General features: G+C 45.3%; 18 protein-coding genes. All 18 read left to right on the top strand.

Going from position 1 to position 17301, the window contains the following annotated elements:
- Position 1 precedes the first annotated feature (1 nt).
- The 18 genes from QE357_RS15765 to QE357_RS15680 all read left to right on the top strand — a co-directional run bounded on the left by QE357_RS15765 (position 2) and on the right by QE357_RS15680 (position 17301).
- A complete protein-coding gene (locus QE357_RS15765) occupies positions 2-304 on the top strand; it encodes a hypothetical protein (protein WP_309709398.1) in 303 nt (100 codons plus the stop codon).
- 4 nt (positions 305-308) lie between these two features.
- Complete coding sequence (locus QE357_RS15760) at positions 309-572, top strand: hypothetical protein (protein ID WP_309709395.1); 264 nt, start codon at positions 309-311, stop codon at positions 570-572.
- Between the two features lie 33 nt (positions 573-605).
- Positions 606-848, top strand: coding sequence for a hypothetical protein (locus QE357_RS15755; RefSeq protein ID WP_309709392.1), 243 nt, complete (start codon positions 606-608; stop codon positions 846-848).
- 139 nt (positions 849-987) lie between these two features.
- Positions 988-1443: a hypothetical protein gene (locus QE357_RS15750; RefSeq protein ID WP_309709389.1), complete on the top strand. Its 456-nt coding sequence runs from the start codon at positions 988-990 to the stop codon at positions 1441-1443.
- A 2-nt stretch (positions 1444-1445) separates the two neighbouring features.
- Positions 1446-1856, top strand: coding sequence for a hypothetical protein (locus QE357_RS15745; protein WP_309709386.1), 411 nt, complete (start codon positions 1446-1448; stop codon positions 1854-1856).
- Positions 1857-1868: 12 nt separating this feature from the next.
- A complete protein-coding gene (locus tag QE357_RS15740) occupies positions 1869-2174 on the top strand; it encodes a hypothetical protein (RefSeq protein ID WP_309709384.1) in 306 nt (101 codons plus the stop codon).
- Positions 2171-2590: a hypothetical protein gene (locus tag QE357_RS15735; protein ID WP_309709379.1), complete on the top strand. Its 420-nt coding sequence runs from the start codon at positions 2171-2173 to the stop codon at positions 2588-2590. The genes QE357_RS15740 and QE357_RS15735 overlap by 4 nt, the downstream gene beginning before the upstream one ends.
- 1034 nt (positions 2591-3624) lie before the next feature.
- Complete coding sequence (locus QE357_RS15730; RefSeq protein WP_309709378.1) at positions 3625-4155, top strand: hypothetical protein; 531 nt, start codon at positions 3625-3627, stop codon at positions 4153-4155.
- A 274-nt stretch (positions 4156-4429) separates the two neighbouring features.
- Positions 4430-5041, top strand: a complete 612-nt coding sequence (locus QE357_RS15725) for a hypothetical protein (RefSeq protein ID WP_309709376.1) — start codon at positions 4430-4432, stop codon at positions 5039-5041.
- On the top strand, positions 5038-5772 hold the full coding sequence (locus QE357_RS15720) for a hypothetical protein (RefSeq protein WP_309709373.1): 735 nt from the start codon (positions 5038-5040) through the stop codon (positions 5770-5772). Before QE357_RS15725 ends, QE357_RS15720 begins: the two co-directional genes overlap by 4 nt.
- A gap of 17 nt (positions 5773-5789) precedes the next feature.
- Positions 5790-8339 (top strand): hypothetical protein, encoded by a 2550-nt coding sequence (locus QE357_RS15715; RefSeq protein WP_309709370.1) that lies wholly within the window; start codon positions 5790-5792, stop codon positions 8337-8339.
- Positions 8340-8403: 64 nt separating this feature from the next.
- Entirely contained in the window at positions 8404-8796 is a 393-nt protein-coding gene (locus QE357_RS15710) for a DUF1353 domain-containing protein (RefSeq protein ID WP_309709365.1), read from the top strand.
- Positions 8797-8821: 25 nt separating this feature from the next.
- Positions 8822-9097 carry a hypothetical protein gene (locus tag QE357_RS15705; RefSeq protein ID WP_309709363.1) on the top strand — a complete coding sequence of 92 codons (276 nt, stop codon included), beginning with the start codon at positions 8822-8824 and terminating at the stop codon, positions 9095-9097.
- Positions 9098-9132: 35 nt separating this feature from the next.
- Positions 9133-13746, top strand: a complete 4614-nt coding sequence (locus QE357_RS15700; protein WP_309709360.1) for a fibronectin type III domain-containing protein — start codon at positions 9133-9135, stop codon at positions 13744-13746.
- An 88-nt stretch (positions 13747-13834) separates the two neighbouring features.
- Positions 13835-15097 (top strand): S49 family peptidase, encoded by a 1263-nt coding sequence (locus QE357_RS15695; protein ID WP_309709358.1) that lies wholly within the window; start codon positions 13835-13837, stop codon positions 15095-15097.
- An 81-nt stretch (positions 15098-15178) separates the two neighbouring features.
- The gene (locus QE357_RS15690; RefSeq protein ID WP_309709355.1) at positions 15179-16177 is read left to right on the top strand and encodes a hypothetical protein; all 999 of its coding nucleotides are present in this window, start codon (positions 15179-15181) and stop codon (positions 16175-16177) included.
- 94 nt (positions 16178-16271) lie between these two features.
- A complete protein-coding gene (locus QE357_RS15685) occupies positions 16272-16691 on the top strand; it encodes a hypothetical protein (protein ID WP_309709351.1) in 420 nt (139 codons plus the stop codon).
- A gap of 64 nt (positions 16692-16755) precedes the next feature.
- Positions 16756-17301, top strand: a complete 546-nt coding sequence (locus QE357_RS15680) for a hypothetical protein (protein WP_309709348.1) — start codon at positions 16756-16758, stop codon at positions 17299-17301.

The raw sequence follows: 17301 nt of genomic DNA, 5'->3' as shown, positions 1-17301 counted from the left end.
TATGGAAACTATTCGGTATGTGGATTCAATGATGGCTAAAGTCTTAATCGTAGGAAATAAGACTATCGTAGCTCGAAAAGCTATGGTTTTAGATGATAACTATGAAGAAACAGATGGTGGAGAAATCCACGCAATCATTTATTACTCAGAGCAAATTGGAGCCAGCTTAACAATGGGTTATGGAAAGAATAGTGAACGTCGAGATAGCTATTTTGAAAACCTTGATATTGAAAAAATGGAGCGGATTAAAATGCTATTGGAGTCAATCATTGAAGGTTCACAGAAATCAAGTTTACCATTTTAATGTAATGGAAAGCTATCCCCAGTACTACAAACTTCCAGCGACGGAAAGTTACTGGAAGATCGAGAGTCCCAATAAAGGTCGATACCTCCGGGCTCTCACCCGCGAAAAGGGTATGTACGACTATTGTGCGGCCAGCCTCTGTAAAACTGACATTGATACGTTGATAAAGATGCCAGGCCTTGAAAAAAGTGATTACATGGAATTCAGGCAGGCCTACGAGAAAGTATCTAACTACTGGGAGCGAGTTAAATCAACTATTATTCAATAAATCAATCAGTTAAACCACAAAACGACCAAGTCAATGGACATCAATTCAGCTGAAACTTTAAAAGACGAAATCAAGCGGCTTTTACCTCGTTACGAAGACAAAGTGAAAGTGAGTAAAGACTTTAATTCCGAAAATGCACATTGCGTTCGGATTATAAGCAAGCAGATTGTATTAACTCCTAAAGAATGGAATGAGGTTTGTAAACTCCTTCTTCTTTCAGAATCTATTATAAGTCTTTATAGATCTGGAGAAAACGCTGTTTTATCTATCAATTAATCTTTCTAAAGCCCGGCATTCGTCCGGGCCTTTCTTCCCCTTCCTTAATGATAGTTATTGCCTTCCTAGTATTTGGGTTAGCCCCTGCTATTAAATGGATTTTAGAACAAATCTCGAAAGAGGCTAAAAAATCAAATAAATGAAACTCGGATTTCTTGATAAGTACTCTGACAACACCAAAACGCGATTCCCAGAAAAGATTTGGGCTGGTATTCCCAGAGGTGAAGCAAAGATGAATTTTGGCATATATGTGCCTAACCTTCGAACTCAATTCCCTCCCAAAATTCACACACTCCGGGAAGACAGGGAACAGTTATGGCAGTCAGGCAAAGAGATAACCTGTGTACTACACAAAGGCAAACCAAACGAGTATGAGTTTGCTAAGCTCGTTTGCAGAAGTATTCAAAACGTCGAAATTATACCCTTTGGACTTAATAGGATGCCTGAAGTTTATGTAGACGGACGTCTCTTATCTGATGCAGAAACCGAGGCTTTTATTAAAAACGATGGGTTTGATTCGGTGTTACAATTTCGTCTTTGGTTCTCCAGTAACTGGACTGGAAGACTTATTCATTGGACTGATAAACGCTACTAATCATGGATAATCAAGAAAAACACCCCTTTCTCACTGATGCATTCTACGCCTGGGATTATGAAACAATCTCAGTATTAAATGAGCTTATCTCCCAAAAACTACATACTACAAACGACCACTACGGAAGTGGTGAATTTTTATTTCTTTCAGTAAAAGATTGCCCTGAAACTAGGGAGATTGTATCTAGGGTAATTTCTGATATAGATCAATATCAGAAAGCAATTGAAGGAATGTACTGGGAGCCAGAAAAAGGATCGATTGGAATGCTAGGCCTTTACGAAATGCATTCAAAATATTTTGGGGCACGTCAAACAATTATGTGGCATGAGGAAAGTAAAAGTTTTATGTCTTGTGCAGCTTTCTATTCTGACGATGATAGCGAAGAAGAATATGATATTGAAAGTTTACTCTAAGCACTTACAATTATGAAATACATCATCCTAGTAAACAGTAACAAAATTGGTAGAAATAATCTCCAAACGGATATCCAGGACCATTTAAACAGGATAGATCGCAAAACTATCGAAGAGCCCAATCAGCTCTTTTTAAGCTTAGTAGACAAGGTAGGTGAGCTTAATGCAAATAATCCCAGATGCACTCCGGTAACAATCTCCAGAAGTCTCAAAACCCTCTTTCATTTCGAAGAACGCTCCAAAGTCGAATCTATCTTCAGTAGCGTTAAACTGGTTGAAATAGGTGAGCCTCTTGAACTTAACCCTGAATACAAATGATACTGAAGGAAAACACAAGAAGTATTAAAAAGCTTACTTGGATAGCTGGTAATGCTGTTGCTGCATCAGGCTTGGTAAGGTCTATGAGTATGTTTTTGGACCCCAAGAAGGTATTAACTATTCATGCTTCTGATTATAGAAATGAAGATATAGAGGTTGAATACCTTCTTGTATCTAGGGTTATTGAAAAAGCCCTGAAACGTAAGCGTATTAAACTTATTAACGTCTTAGGGCTACGTTATAATGAAAAATGGGGTATACCAGACTGCCTAATTAATCACATCTACTATCCTGATATAGAGTTCCCTCATGTGATTATTACAGCTGATGTTACTCCATCGATGCAGCCTTCTGATTTAGTCAGAACTAATGTTTTCTGGGATCCCTGGAAACAGACTAATATTATCGTCAAATAAATAACTCTCACATCATGTTCGTAAGATTCTATACCGAAAAGAAACCCTATGTATTTGCAAACCGTGAAAACATAGAATACATTGAAGTTGAAGATGATAAGTATATTATTCACTTTGCTTCAGGTAAGTTTTTAGAAGCTCCCAGGTCATCTGACATGAATAAACGAACAGTAGGTCAAATAGAGCAGGAAACTATTCACAACTTATATTAAGCCCCGTGGCCAGCCTATTGTTAATAGGCTGGCCACTTACATTAGATAGCCCTAATCCCCCCTATATAGAAACCTTTTAACGCGTATATTTAAAACTAAAAAATTAGTTTCATAGTTCGTTGATTTTTAGCACGTATTTAGTTTTGCGTCAGTAGGATAGGATTGACAAGGGAAACCAGTACAATCCTCGATGAACTATATAAACATAACCCTTCCTTTCTTCCTTTTATTCAATTCTAAGCTTCGTTTTCGCGAAGCTTTTTTTATGACCGGGGCCGTAATTGCCTTTCCCTTGCAACCCCCTCCAAAAATTCACAGGGAATTTTTGTATTTTTTGTATTTAGAGACGTATTACTAGTATAATACTCTCAAATTCAATTATTTATAACTATATAAAAAATATAAAGAGTTTATATAAAATAATACAAAAAATACAAACTAACGAGTTAGTTGATAGTGGACGGGTTTTTCAAAATCAGTGGGAGTGAGCCGAAATCAGCCAAATACAAATTCTATACAAACTCAAATACAGTTTTTTTTCTGTTTGTATAAAGATTTGTATAATGTAAGGTTCACATTTTCAGAGACTTACTTCCGAAAAATACAGAAATACAAAAAATATAAAAAAATCGGCCTCCAGCGTCCGGGTGCTGTAGAAAATTCACTCGGTATTTTCAGAAGAATTTGGGGAATTGAAAAAAAAGTGGTAAGTTGTGCTATTGGATTAGTACAAAAAAAGCCTAACCAATTGGCTAGGCTTTTTCTCCAAAATTTTGAGACATTAGTTTCTGGCAGTGAATTTACTAAAAAAAGCTCCAGAATATGAATACCGCCCCCCTTTCAAAAACGAGCCTGCGTAGAAGTAAAAAAGATGAATCAGTGACCAGTAACACGGTAAAGATTCCGGTCAGTCCCTTAACAAAGGCCTGGTTGATTAAAAACTATGGGAAGGAGCCTATTCGCTGCATTGATCCCCTGTTGCAAAGCCTAATGGAGTTATCGGTCGAGCGTGTGCCTGCTACCCGTGCAGTGCAGCTATCCGAACGGATGAAAGTCGTATGTGTTGAGTTTGAAAAGCCTGCAAAAATCAAAGGGTTTCCTGTTCTTAAACGCCATCTCTTTCCGATCGGTAAACTGCTGGATTGTGTAGCTAACCTAGCTCACACTAATTTTATGTTAGGAGCTGCGATTTTCACGAAGCCCGGTACTGCGGCTACCACCTACCGGAACGTCAACGATTTTGACGAACTGCATGATTACAATCTTCAAAAAATGTCGATGCGTACCTACAAAAAATTTGTCTCAAATGACAACGAAGCAAGGGTCGAACAGGCTTTAGATGAAGATCATTGATTATCAATTGATTATGCGAGTATTTTTAAGCTTTGTCCAGTAGATTAGTTCGCTGTCCAGGACAAAACTATTTTGTCTATTTCAAGTGCTGTTTGTCCTCTATTTGGAGGGATTTTCCACTAGAATACTACTTTGTCAGATACTAGTAGCTTTTGTCTTTTCTTAAGTATCTGAATGTTAGGTAATTAAAATTTGTAAACGGCCTAATTATTAAAATTAGGCCGTTTCTGTGTCCAGCCGTTCACACCTGTTTTGGCCCCAACTTCGGGGCTCTATGACATCTTCTGTTGTTTCGTTAACTCCGGCGTGTAGCCAGGCCGAGTTCTTCGGTCTGGTGAATCGCTTATTACTATGCGACGCCAGAGACTTGCCACAGAGCTACAAAATCATTCGCTGGCGGGCGGAACGTTTCCCCAATCAATCGGTCTTCCTGAGTCCGATTGATTTTTTTCCTGAGAGTTGTAGTCTGACTATCCCCGAAAATCCAGATCCGGCTGGCTCTGTTCGCTCCGCCGAAATTCGTTTCGAAACCCTGAATGATTCTATTGAAACGATGGATTGGCTGGAATCCCTGTCTTATCGGGATTTATACGCATTCTGTGATTTAACTGGATCTGGCTTGACTAGGGGATTTACTCCACTCCGAGCCAGTTGGGAGTTTGTCTCTGGTACCGAGATTGGTTCGGCTCGCAGGTATGCCGTTACTCTTCGCAGTAAAGGGCAGACCGTAAAAATGTGGTACGGGGCTCAGGTTCCAGCGAATTACTATCCTTCCGATCCGTCTATCCCGATTAATCCTGGCAATCCAGTCCCATACGACCCACAAAATCCCCCTAACCTGAATGCTTTCGATGAAGGATTCGATAATGGATTTAGAAAACCATGAGCTGGAGTAGCACCCTTAAACAGCAGATTTTAAACCTGTTGCCTGATAATATCAGTCAACTCATTACCCCTGGGCGAGTAAGAACCGCGATGGGGCTAATGCTGGATTTTTTGGAAAAGTCTATTCAATTCGCTGTTCCTGAACCTCAGAAACGTACGATTACTGTTTTTCGTGGTACAGATCGAAGCTGGCCCATTACCCTTTCCGGGTCTGCTAATACTATCGGCCTTTTTGCTTTTACTACGGTAACCAGACGTACGCTTATCCTGGGAGAACATTTTGTAGTTACTGGATCTGGCGTGAATAGAATCTTTTCCATTTCGGAAGAAACGTTCGATGATCTCTATCCGGGTGAGAAAATTATCTATCAGGAAAATGTGAAAGGTGGCCAGATCGAATTCAAAATCCCCCAAATCGGAATTCAGCAGGTGAACGGCGAGGAAAAATATGTCTGGCAATATCCCGAAGAACCCGACTCCCTAACGGTGATTGCAGGAGTGAATTTTGACCCCAGGAAGGTTACCGTGGTCGTTAATGCCAGTAATGGCATACTCGTCGAGCATAGCCTTAATTCTATGAATCTTCGAATTGATGTGCTGACGCCTGAAAACAGACCCGTCTCTTTTGTCTCCGCTTTTCCCGTGGACGCTACTCATGTTCAATTAGAAATGCCTGAAGGTGAGACGTTTCCCGTAAAACTTTTAATCTCCGCTTACCCCCAATCCCAATAAACACCCAACAACAACCCATGAAAAAACTCCTTTTTCTTTTAGTGCTTTTGCCTACGCTACTCAAAGCACAATACCCTCGAACCATCGAGACCACCAGAGACACGACAGAGGGAGCCTCCGTTAAGGGGCGAATGGCCCTTTCCACGCCAGGCCCCTTGTCAGGAGGCTGGGATGGTACGCTGGTCGGAAAAGATGTGAATGGAAAATCTTACATCGCTGCTTCAGCACATTTCGAAAGTTACGCTCAACTCAGAAGTATGGTTGCGTTACGTTCGGGCGTTCGTTATTTCCTCGATAGCGAAGGGAAAGAGGGTGAATTTCGAGCAGATTTTAGCGACAAGACTACGCCCGACGATGGTGGGGTTACGCTGGTAACCGTGACTGGGATCAGGCTCAAACGCGTCATTTCCAAAGGATCGATTGAAGTGAGCTGGTATGGCAATACCCAACAAGCGTTAGTCAAAGCTCTGGCCGCCGCACAGGGAGGAAAATACAAAGTAAACATCACGGGTAAACTAACCCTGGCCTCTAGCGTACTCCTTCCCGATAACGCCTACTTAAGAGGGGATGGGGATTCAGCAGTCGTTTATTTTAGTAACTCGGCTCTACTTCGTCCCGGCAATCGATCCATTATTGAAGGCTTGCGACTAACGGGAGTGGATGGGCTCAATTATGCAATTGCCACGCCCACGGATGCCGTGGTGAACGACTGGGAAATCCGTAGCTGTTTTTTTGATAGCACGTTTGTAAATCCTGTTTACATCCAGGGTACGACGAGTAATGGAACGCATCGGGGAAAAATAGTAAATAATACGTTCTTTTACCCGAAAGGCAATGCTACCCTTATTATTCGTCTGATCGATAGTCAGATCAACGGCAATACGGTTTACAACCGAAGTAGTAGTCGGGGGTTGATGTTTTTCGGAGGTAAACGAAATGAAATTGCTTACAATAAAATTTACAATGGAATTGTGGGGATTTCATTTGCTTACCAGAAGTCAACGGCTGGGGCCAGCGGCATCGTGGAAGAAAATATTATCCACGACAACTATATCAGGGGTGTTACCGAGGAGTCCATCAGTTTTGACGGTCGCTATAACGAACCTGCCAATATGGCTGCTATGGAATATGCGGCTATTACGGATAAAAGCCTTTCCGGTCCCACCAAATACATCAATCTTTCGGGAAGCTGGAACGCCACTTCTCCTAACTACTATAACTTTTTTGTTTGCTTTACCAAGGGGGCACTTGCAGGCGAATGTGCCAGGATTCTGGCCCATAGCAATAACCGCATGGCCCTTCAGTTGACTACTGCTCAGTACGAACTTCTTCAAATAGGGGATTCGCTGGCCGTAGGAGCTCCATTCCTTAAAAACAAAGTAGAACGAAATATCATTGAAAGTAACACCAAAACTACCGCTATATACGGGTATGGCATGTGCTTTAATAATGATTTTCTAAGCAACACAGTTACTTACGTGGGTGATGGGACTCAGGCTCAGGGCAACCTACCGCTGGCGGGTATTGCCTTTGCCTCTGTCAATGGGATTAATCCTGCTGGATCTGCCACAGGCGTGAGAAAAGCTCCTTCCATGCGTAACCAGATTGCCTATTCATCTACTTACAATTGTGGTATTCAGATGAATATGGTTGCTTACGGGAATGCTATTCCTTACCGCTCGTATGGGAATCGAATTGAAAATAGCACGGTTATTGGTTCCTCTATCGTGTATGACTACAATGAAGACAACATTGCCACCAACAATTATGCTTCCCAGGGCATTCAGGTGAAGAACGCCCCTAAAGCTCGTCGTACTACAGGAAGTTTAGCGGGTCAGGACTCTAGCAGCGTCACTATAACAGGAGGAAAGATTTCAGGAGTAACGCTTTCAGGAGTAACGCTGGCGGCTCAGGGAGTGAATGCTCCTCTGAACTACCTTGCTAATTACGCTAGTTCCTATACGAGTCGAAGTCTTGTCGATAAAGCCTATGTAGATGCAGGCTTTTTGGAGCGGAAAGGAGTCGTCGATCCTGATCAGGTCTTCTCTAGTGGGCATTTTCTGGTGGCGGGTGATCACGCCAATAACCCTTTTGCCCCCGTAGGGGCGAGTGGGTTTGCTTCGGTGGAAGGAAATGGAAAACAGGGATGGATGTTGCTGGGACAAAATTCAAACGCATCGATTCTTAAAATCAGGCTTCTATCGAACGGGGTTTGGGATTCCTGGAAGGATCTGGAGACGAGAAATAACCGGACGATTAGCATCAATACTTCATCCACGGATAGTCAATATCCGACTGCATTAGCGGTAAAAAAATATGTGGATGGAGCCCGAGCCACAGCAGCTTATTCAGCAGGTACGATTGCTTCGGGAAGCCGGGTTTCTCAGGTTTTGCCTGTCTTGGCAAGTTTGGGACAATACGCTCAAGCCTCCCTGTCAACGAATCTGCAAGGTGTACGGATATGGGCGGAAGTTACCGCTGCTAACCAGGTCACGGTGTACTTTGAGAACAACACGGGTTCAGAGAAGACCCCTTCGGGGACCATTACCGTTCGAGTGAATCCGTAAGGCGAAGCTAGTACTAGTGAGCGGCCTTTGGCCCCTAATGATTCCACCACCCCACACCTGAGATATGTACACCGAGTATCCCCTGATTCATCTTGAAAAAGTGGAGCCGGGACCGGGCGAGAAATCGACCCGGTTCCGCGTTCGCATCGACTGTCAGTTTGAACATTTAGGCAGGATTTACACGATCCCAGCGGGTTTCAAGACCGATTTTTCGAGCGTTCCCCGCCCGGTTTGGCCCCTGATCCCGCCGCACGGCCTAGCGACTGTACCCTCTATTAAGCATGACTTTCTCTACGATTACCAGATCGGTGAAAAAGAGATCGGCAGAAAACGAGCCCGCTGGGAAGTCGATCAGGCCTTTCTTCGGGATCTATTGGCCGAAGGCATGAAGCCTTTCCAGGCCCGGCTCATGTACGGCATGGTTCGCCTGTTTGGCCGTCCGTACTGGATTAACTAAGTATCCACCCACACCCTAAAACACAATGAAAAAGTATCTTATCCTGGCTGGCCTACTAGCTGCCGCTGAATTCTCTTTCGCTCAAAGTGAGCCTGCTCCTAAGTCTAACATCACGATCGATACGCTCATGATCCAGACGGTCTACATCAATTCTCAAGGCGTAGAACTCATGGAGCCCGTCAAAACCGTTCGCATCATCTCGAAAAACCGCAGCGGTCAGGAGACGGTCTATTTCGCCCTAGATCCTCACATTGAAACCAGGGTTCGCAGGCGGATCATTCAAGTTTCCGAGAAGTTCTAAGTTTCTATTTTACCTACCCACACCCCTTAAGAACGATGAAAAAGTACCTAATGACCTGGCTTTTGGGCCTGGTATCGCTCCTGAGCTTTGCCCAGGGCGATATTCCCATCAAACAGGACGTAGTTCCCCCCAGTGCTGATTTTATTCGCCCGGTCTACGTGCCAAACGAGGGGCTGAAGTATAGAAAATCGGATGGCTCCTACATCAATGGCCGCACAACCCGCGACCCCCGCTTATTCTTAACCTGGCCTGCCTACCTGATTCAAAACCCCGTTTTAGGGGATCATGCGATGGGTCCGAGTTTGACAGCGGATACAACTCAGCGTCAACACGCGATTTTCAATGGCAATCGCTGGGTGATCTTGGATAAACCCATCGAATTAATTTTCGGAAGTGCCTTTTCCAAGACGGGCACGACGGTAAATCTGAATCAGTACCCGAATTCGATTGGCAATATTCACGCCAATCAGATCAGTCTTGCTTCCGCACCTGCCAAGCCCGCTAACCCCCAGCAGCACACCTTCCTGCTCTATAACCCCCTGACGGGAAAGTTTGAGGGGATGCCCTATGCGGACGTGGTTTCGGCAATGGGTGTGGTGCAGTGGCCATCGGGCTCGATTGGTCACATCGGTGTGGATGGGCTGTACTGGCAAACGCTTCCCCAATTGCTCTCCGCATCGAATCTCGATGAGATGAATGCGAGCTTTCTCGTGTCCTTCGGCAATAACACCTTTCGAATGTCGCTGGGAGATTACCTGAATCTCGTTCGCACGCGGTTAGGTCCTACCAGCGGTTTTGGAGGGTTGATCTGGGGTAATACTCCGCCCGCTAATCAGGATAGTCCCGGAGCTACGAACGAGGCCCGGTTCTATCAAGGGAAGATCTATCTAAAAACCCCCACGAAATGGCTTCGGATTAATAATGTGGATTCCGTTTTTACAACGGATTACCAGCCGCCATCCGCTGATCCAGTACCCCTTTTAACGGGACAATACGACCAGTCTAAAAGCAAAATCGGTACAACCTGGAACTATACCGCTTCGGATGTAACGAGCTGGGATCTGTTTGCTAGTTTCAACCAGGATAATAAGTATGAGCTGCTCAAATCGGGAATTGCCGCGGGTGATCGCAGTTACAGTTTCGATGTGGCCGGAGGAGTGACTACCTATTTTCTTCAGGTCAGGGGTCAGAAAACGAACGGTTTAATCACGCCGTTTTCTAATACAGCGACCGTCACGGTTACCCAGCAAGCTGCCTGGAGTCCCTTTGTCGAAGTCTCGACGGCGGCGATGAATGACGCGGGATCGATTCAGGTCCGCTTCTATAATACGCAGGCGGGCGGTAAGGCTTACTTGCAAATTACTACGAACGCTAACGCATCGGCTACGTCGGATGAAGGCTGGACTTCCCTGGCTACCCTGGACCTGCCTAACGAGGGTCAATACGCCTATACGTTCACGGGGATCGGGGATACAAAGGCCCGCTACATTCGACTCTGGAAAGAAGGCACACCCCGCACGCCGTCGGCTAAGCAAAAGGTAGGCCCCGTAGCCCTGCAAAGTATTCCCGTTCAAATCAATGCTCCGATCGTTACTAGCGTCACAAATGTGACCAGCACGTCGGCTACGTTCAATTTTAACTGGAATAATACGAATGTAGTCAAGGGTTTCATTTATCAGTCCCTTGCCCAGCCTCAGGATTATACCCGCACGGAATTAGCCGCGAACGCGACTAGCTATACGGCTACCAATCTCAAGCCCGGCACGAAGTATCTGTTCCACTTCCAGGCCGTCAAACAGGGGGATCTCTATTCACCTTATAGCACCCCTGAAACGGAGGTTACCACGACGGGAACGGCAGAAGATGTGTTTCCAGCTCCGTCGATGGATTACTACGAGAACGGGACCCGGTTTAGTAATCCATCGAAGGATTACGTAATGTTTAAAAAGCCGCAGGGCATTCCTGATCAACCCGGCCAGTGGGATTACCGCGTCGGTGATGGAGCGTGGACGTTTGGCGATAAGGAAACGAATGCTGCTTCTTCGGGCTACACGCCTTCGCCGGGCTGGGGAAGTAATTTCTTTTTCCACGATAAGTTTCAGGCTGGGCAAACGGTACGATTCCGGGTTCGCTTGTGGGATTATAACAACAATAAACCCAATCGGTACAGTATCTATTCGGACATATTGAAGGTCGTGTATGGCCCTAATTACCGGGTCAATGGCAATGTAACGGATTTTACCGTAACGAAGGAAGCTGCCGATCAAACACCAACCGGACAGATTCCCCCGACTTCTCAACCCCTAAGCGTATCGATCCTTTCACAGACCGCCTCTCAGATTACGCTTTCGATTGCCAATCCCAAACAGTCGGGTACGGTAAGCTACAACATGAGTGTCTACAAGCGAGGGGATCCCAACATTTCAGGCTCGTATCAATGCTCGAAGGGATCACGTCCGGGAACGAGTACAATCACTTACGATCTGTCGGATTGTCCGATCGTTACGGGCGGGGAATACACGCTCTACATCGCCGAAGATAACGGAAACCAGCCCCAAACGCGGCAATCGTCCGTCAATTTCGTGCAGCAGGGTTCGGGCGGCACTTCTACTCAGGCCATTCGCGGGATCGTTTTTGGGAACTCGATTCTTAGCCACGGAGAGGATCTTAGCCAAGGCTGGACCCCGAAGGACGGTCGCGGAATGGCGGCTACGGCAGCCGATAAGGATTTCTTCTCGATTATCCAGGCCCGCATGAAGGCCCTGAACCCGTCGTCAACCCTGGCAAAAGGTGGGTCATTCGACTTTGAGCGGAATTATTGGAATGATGGCTATTATGCCAATGGCATTCAGCAACAGTGCTACGATAAGGACCTGGTTATTATCCGGTTAGGGGAAAACGTCGATTCCTCACTCATCGAGTCGAAGAATCTGTACGCCAAGTACAGTGAAATGATCGATCTGATTCGAGCGGCTAACCCCTCGATGCGTATAGCCGTTACGACGGCTTTCTGGAGTAATACCGGATACGATGCCGTGGTGCGGCAGCTCGTGCTTAACAAGCAGTCTACCCAGAGTCCGATTGTCCTGGCTGATTTTTCTTCGTTTGCCAATCAGTACAACCTGAAAGCGTATTCGGACTGGCCTAATGCCTCCCAGGGAGTGAAGGAACACCCAGGAGACGCGGGGCATTTAATGATCGCAAACAAAATCTGGGAGTCGTTCAATACGCTCTACGCGGGTAATTCAGGCGATCCGGGTAATGGTGAAATTGTTATTGGGCAAGTGCCCGCTGGGGTGAGAACCGATGTGCCTTCAGGGACGAAGATTTACACCACCCCTTACTACCGGATTGGTGTTGACTACCAGGCGGGCGGTTCATTCCGTCAGCTCTATTCGCCTGCCTCCAGTACCGAAAACATGATTAACAATCATGATTTAGGCAGACAATTGCAATGGGCAATCTACGGCTGGGATATTCCCTGGCTATCCTTCCAGCAGCCACATCCGTACTGGTTAGGCATTGGCTGGGACCCGATCCAGACCGGGGATATGTCTACGCCAAGTCGCGTTACCCAGTGGTATGAAAGCTCAGACGGTAAAAGTATCTACTTCCGCACGGTTCCCCAGATGTGGGGATACTTCGACCTGGCTTGCGAATGTCACGTAGATAACTACGTCAAGATCAAAGATAAGGTCGTCGAGCAAACGCAGATTCTCTATAATAAGCGGACGGATTCCTTCCAGAATTTGCCACGTGGACAGGACGTGGGCGGCGGTTTTTTGAACTCTCCTTATTACAAGATTAAATTCTATGAAGGGGACCAACCCTGGACTTCAGGAGCTCTGACGGATTGGGACTTAACCAGCGACGTACCCGCAGGCATCAAGGATTCGGATAAGAACAATGCTCATTTCTGGACTCCAGAAAACTGGATGTATCTCTATAGCCCCGCAAAAGGGAACGGAGTAGGCGTTTGGGGTCAGGAAGCGAAGTTTTCAGCGACCTACGAGGGTCGTAAGGATGAACCAGGCTGGACGGAGTATTCGGGCGATTACGGTACGTTTGGGACGCACATTCGAAACGACCACATCGATCGCAATGTGGTCTATAAGTTCGAATCCGCCTTTGTCTTTGGCTCAGCAGAAGACACCCGGGCGTATGCCTACACCCGTCGAAACGATACGAGAAAAATCGATGCGGATTTCTCGAAGGATAAGCAGCACTGGTGGGCGAACGTAGCCTATGCGGAAAATGAGATGACTCAGTATCCGCACCCAGGGTATTGGGGGGTAGACTTTACCAGCAAGGTTACCAACTTTGCTTCACCGACGCTTTCCGTACCCGCTTCAAGTTACACGAAGCTGGAGATTGTAGCAGCGGTAACGGGTCAACAGGTTCCCGCGACCATTACCCTGCTCAAACACCGCAACAATGCCCGGCAGTATAACAATCAGTACGGTACGGCCTACGATGACTTATACTACAGTTTCCAGCCGGTTGCTGACGGTCAGTTTAGAACCTACACGATTGATTTATCGACGAATCCGCAGTACGGCGGCATTTTAAGTCAGATGTATCTCGATTTTAACATGCAACCGGGTGCGGGTCGGGGCGTGAAGATCAAATCAATTAAGGGCCTGCCTTAATCAAATTAAGCTGCCTATTTACAAAGCCGGATCACCCCGGCTTTGTCTTTTTTTAGCCTGAATGTAGAGTAGTATTTCGTCATCGAATATGATACGCCCCACTAAACTACTCTCCGAAATCCTTCAGGCGAACCTGGCCATGAGTCAGGCTGGAGTAGAATCTTATCTACCCATCGTAGCCGCTTTAATGCGTGGTGAAGCTCCAACCAATCCAGATGAAAAGGCAGAAACTAATATTTCTGCAATCCTTCAAATGGCAGGGGCTACACCTTATCTGAAGGACTCGGGCAATTATGATTATGAACCTCTCAAGATTGGTTCTACACTCGTAATTCCTATTCAGGGAGCTGTTATGCAGAATGACGTTTGCTGGTCTGCTGGCACAAAAACGATTGAGGCCTGGTACCAAATGGGATTTCAGGATCCTGAAATTACTTCCTTCTTAGAGGTAATGAATACCCCCGGAGGTAGTGTGTTCGGTACTGAGGAACTAGCTCGTTCCAAACGTAAAATTCGGGCAACTAAGCCCATTTATACGCTGATTGAAGGCTTAGGCTGTTCTGCTGGTATTTATATCGCCGTTAGTTCTACTAAAATCTGGGCAACTTCAAACAATGTAATCGTTGGTTCAGTAGGGGTTTATACAACGTATCGTGATTATTCTGAGTACTACAGTAAAATGGGAGTTAAGATTATTGAAATCTACTCCGAAACTTCACCTGGCAAGAATAAAGGCTCACGGGATGCTAAAGACGGTAAGCCCGAAACCCTTTCCAAAGGCGAGCTTTTCCAGCTCGATAAAAACTTCATGGAGTTCGTCAAGGAAGATCGCCCTTCCATTACTGAACGTGTCAAAGATGGCTTTGAATTCACAGCCCGCGAAGGCATTGCTGAAGGCCTGATTGATCAAATCGGATCGTTCGACGAATGCTTGGCCGCCTTACAATCTTCTGCCTCAGGCACTACTAAACTCGCACCCCAAAACTCTAATAAATCAATGAAAAATGCTCTTATCACTGCTCTGGGATGGGCAGGGATCGCAACTACTGCAACCTCTGACGAGCAGGTAGGTATTGAAGAATTAACTACCCTGAAAGCGAAGCTACAGGGGATAGCTCAGCTGGAAACTGACAAGACAGATCTCAAAGCCCAGGTTACTAAGCTGGAAGGTGAAAAAACTGACCTGCAAACCAAGCTTACCGCAGCTGAAGGCAAAGTAAAAAACCTGCCGGGAAATTTGGCTACTACCAAAACAGGCGAAGAGAAAGATAAGGACGTAGATAAGGATGAATCAGATGAATTCGAGCATAATGCTTTCGCTGATTCATATCTAAAACGTTTCGGACTCTAGTAAGTCTTTGATTTAATCAAGTTAAACTGTACCAAACGACCAGCCCTACTTTAAGATTTTCCAACCCACACTCATTGTTTTATGATTAATGCTGCACAGGTAATCACTGAAGCTGGTCCCTACTTCCGCGATGGAGGCCAGGGAATTAAAGACGTAATGACTCGCATTATGCGTTCGTCCGTTACGGATAAGTTTTTTACCGATATTCAGTTGGGGGATGATACGTTGTTGATGAAAGCAACCGCTCAAATCAGTGATGTTCTCCAGGCCTTTCAACAAGCTTTTACTCCGAAGTCAACTACGACGTTCGAACTCGTTAAGATTCCTTTATTTAACTTCAAAATTGATTTAAAGGAAACACCTGATACTTTGGTTAAAAGCTGGTTAGGATTCTTAACGTCCAATAATTTGAACCGTAAAGAATGGCCTTTTATTCGTTGGTGGATTTCTGCTTTAGTAATGCAAAAGCATGAGGAAAACTATGAAATGAAGGAAGTTTTCAAGGGCATTTATCAGGCTCCTGTTGCGGGAACGGCATCGGCTACGGGTGCCAGTATGAACGGAATTCGTAAAGTTCAGGATGACCATATCGCTTCGGCCCGTCTTGCTCCTTTTGACTTAGGTCCAGTTCCTACCGACGCTAAACTGGTAGTTGAATATGTTCAGGAGTTTGTGAACATGATTCCAAAACAGTACTGGCCTTATCTGGAACCAATTAAAATGAGTACCGATGTCGGTACTTTATTCGTGGACGGTCAGGATGCATTGTACAACATCAATTACAATCGTATCAATGAATTGTTCCGCGTTAAGAATCGCCCCGTAACGATTGCAAGTCATGAAGTAAAAGCCGATGACGGTACTTCCATGAGAATTGCAGGGTTACCCTCTCACGAAGGCTCTAGCCGGATCTGGACTACCATTAAAGGTAACTCTGTTCTGGGTATTCGGGGAGCTGAAAACGTAGGTAAGTTTGAATTCGAGCAGGAAGATCGCTCGGTTAAGGCCTGGACGGATTACTGGAAAGGCGTTGGCTTCTGGATTCCTGAATACGTGTTTATGGCCGACGACGTACAATAGGCTCCGTTAAAATTTATCCCCCACCTAATCATCCAATTGCCGGGCAGGGTTTTCCTGCTCGGTTTCTTCTCCGAATTTTCATTTTATCCTTAATATGGCTGAAAAAACTAAAGCCGAACTCCAGGAGGAACTGGATTCGGCAATCGTTCAGATTAATTCTTTAACTTCTTTAGTGAATGCTAAAGACGACAAGATTGCCTCACTTACTTCTGATCTGGACAAAGTGACCTCTGAAAAGAATAATCTTTCTACGTCCCTAGACGTCGCAAATGTTCAGATTAAAAGCCTCGAAGCCACTAACAGTGAATATGAAACTTTGTTAGAGGAAGCAGCTACTGAAACAAAAGTAATTGCTGTTACGGATCCTGTTATCGAATACGAAGGAAAGCAGTATCGGGCACTTAGAAAGGCCTTCTGGTTAGCTGGTGAAAGCCTTCCTGTTCGTTTTGATAAGCTCTCTGAAAGTCAAAAATTAATTCTGATCGAGGCGGGCAAATTAGAATTGCTCAAATAACTAGGCTATTCTATCAGGTTTTTAAGTGTATCCAACCCACCACCTTTTAAATTAATCGAGCTACATGGCTTGCGTTGAAACAATTTTTGATGATGTGATCTCTTGTCCAACTGCGACGGAAGGTCAATCCGGTTTTGCGGGAACCGTCTTAGCTATCCGTACCCATGACATTACCGCTGAACCTATTGTTCCTGTCCTGGGGGCAACGACTACAGCTGAAGATTACGTTACTGCAACAGGGGCTTTTACTTTTAAAGCAAATAAGAAACCCGCAGTTCTGGAGGTGATCTCTGAATATCTTGAAGCCCCTGGAACATCGATCGGATCCATGGGGAACTTGGGTGCTTCTTATTCACCCAAACTGCGTTTGCAGAATACTGCACAATCGACGGGCTGGATCAAGAAAAACGCCAATATACCCATGATCCTGGGTACTGAAAAGCCCGGTGGAAAGAAGAAACTCTACGGTTCCCGGAAATTTCCCGTCTGGATTGAGTCGTGGAATGTCGTAGAAACGGGTACTGATAACTACATCGAAGTAACGTTCAAAAGCCAACCGACCTATGTGGCTTTCTACGAAGGTGATATTCCTTTAACGCCAGGGGTTTAA

It is taken from the genome of Siphonobacter sp. SORGH_AS_0500 (genome assembly GCF_031453245.1).
Lineage (GTDB): Bacteria > Bacteroidota > Bacteroidia > Cytophagales > Spirosomataceae > Siphonobacter.
The sequence above is the reverse complement of the archived record's forward strand: the minus strand, read 5'-3'. Positions and strand labels throughout refer to the sequence as shown.

Coding starts and splice junctions, on each gene's coding strand:
- QE357_RS15765 (WP_309709398.1), top strand. CDS start 2: ATGGAAACTATTCGGTATGTGGATTCAATGATGGCTAAAGTCTTAATC.
- QE357_RS15760 (WP_309709395.1), top strand. CDS start 309: ATGGAAAGCTATCCCCAGTACTACAAACTTCCAGCGACGGAAAGTTAC.
- QE357_RS15755 (WP_309709392.1), top strand. CDS start 606: ATGGACATCAATTCAGCTGAAACTTTAAAAGACGAAATCAAGCGGCTT.
- QE357_RS15750 (WP_309709389.1), top strand. CDS start 988: ATGAAACTCGGATTTCTTGATAAGTACTCTGACAACACCAAAACGCGA.
- QE357_RS15745 (WP_309709386.1), top strand. CDS start 1,446: ATGGATAATCAAGAAAAACACCCCTTTCTCACTGATGCATTCTACGCC.
- QE357_RS15740 (WP_309709384.1), top strand. CDS start 1,869: ATGAAATACATCATCCTAGTAAACAGTAACAAAATTGGTAGAAATAAT.
- QE357_RS15735 (WP_309709379.1), top strand. CDS start 2,171: ATGATACTGAAGGAAAACACAAGAAGTATTAAAAAGCTTACTTGGATA.
- QE357_RS15730 (WP_309709378.1), top strand. CDS start 3,625: ATGAATACCGCCCCCCTTTCAAAAACGAGCCTGCGTAGAAGTAAAAAA.
- QE357_RS15725 (WP_309709376.1), top strand. CDS start 4,430: ATGACATCTTCTGTTGTTTCGTTAACTCCGGCGTGTAGCCAGGCCGAG.
- QE357_RS15720 (WP_309709373.1), top strand. CDS start 5,038: ATGAGCTGGAGTAGCACCCTTAAACAGCAGATTTTAAACCTGTTGCCT.
- QE357_RS15715 (WP_309709370.1), top strand. CDS start 5,790: ATGAAAAAACTCCTTTTTCTTTTAGTGCTTTTGCCTACGCTACTCAAA.
- QE357_RS15710 (WP_309709365.1), top strand. CDS start 8,404: ATGTACACCGAGTATCCCCTGATTCATCTTGAAAAAGTGGAGCCGGGA.
- QE357_RS15705 (WP_309709363.1), top strand. CDS start 8,822: ATGAAAAAGTATCTTATCCTGGCTGGCCTACTAGCTGCCGCTGAATTC.
- QE357_RS15700 (WP_309709360.1), top strand. CDS start 9,133: ATGAAAAAGTACCTAATGACCTGGCTTTTGGGCCTGGTATCGCTCCTG.
- QE357_RS15695 (WP_309709358.1), top strand. CDS start 13,835: ATGATACGCCCCACTAAACTACTCTCCGAAATCCTTCAGGCGAACCTG.
- QE357_RS15690 (WP_309709355.1), top strand. CDS start 15,179: ATGATTAATGCTGCACAGGTAATCACTGAAGCTGGTCCCTACTTCCGC.
- QE357_RS15685 (WP_309709351.1), top strand. CDS start 16,272: ATGGCTGAAAAAACTAAAGCCGAACTCCAGGAGGAACTGGATTCGGCA.
- QE357_RS15680 (WP_309709348.1), top strand. CDS start 16,756: ATGGCTTGCGTTGAAACAATTTTTGATGATGTGATCTCTTGTCCAACT.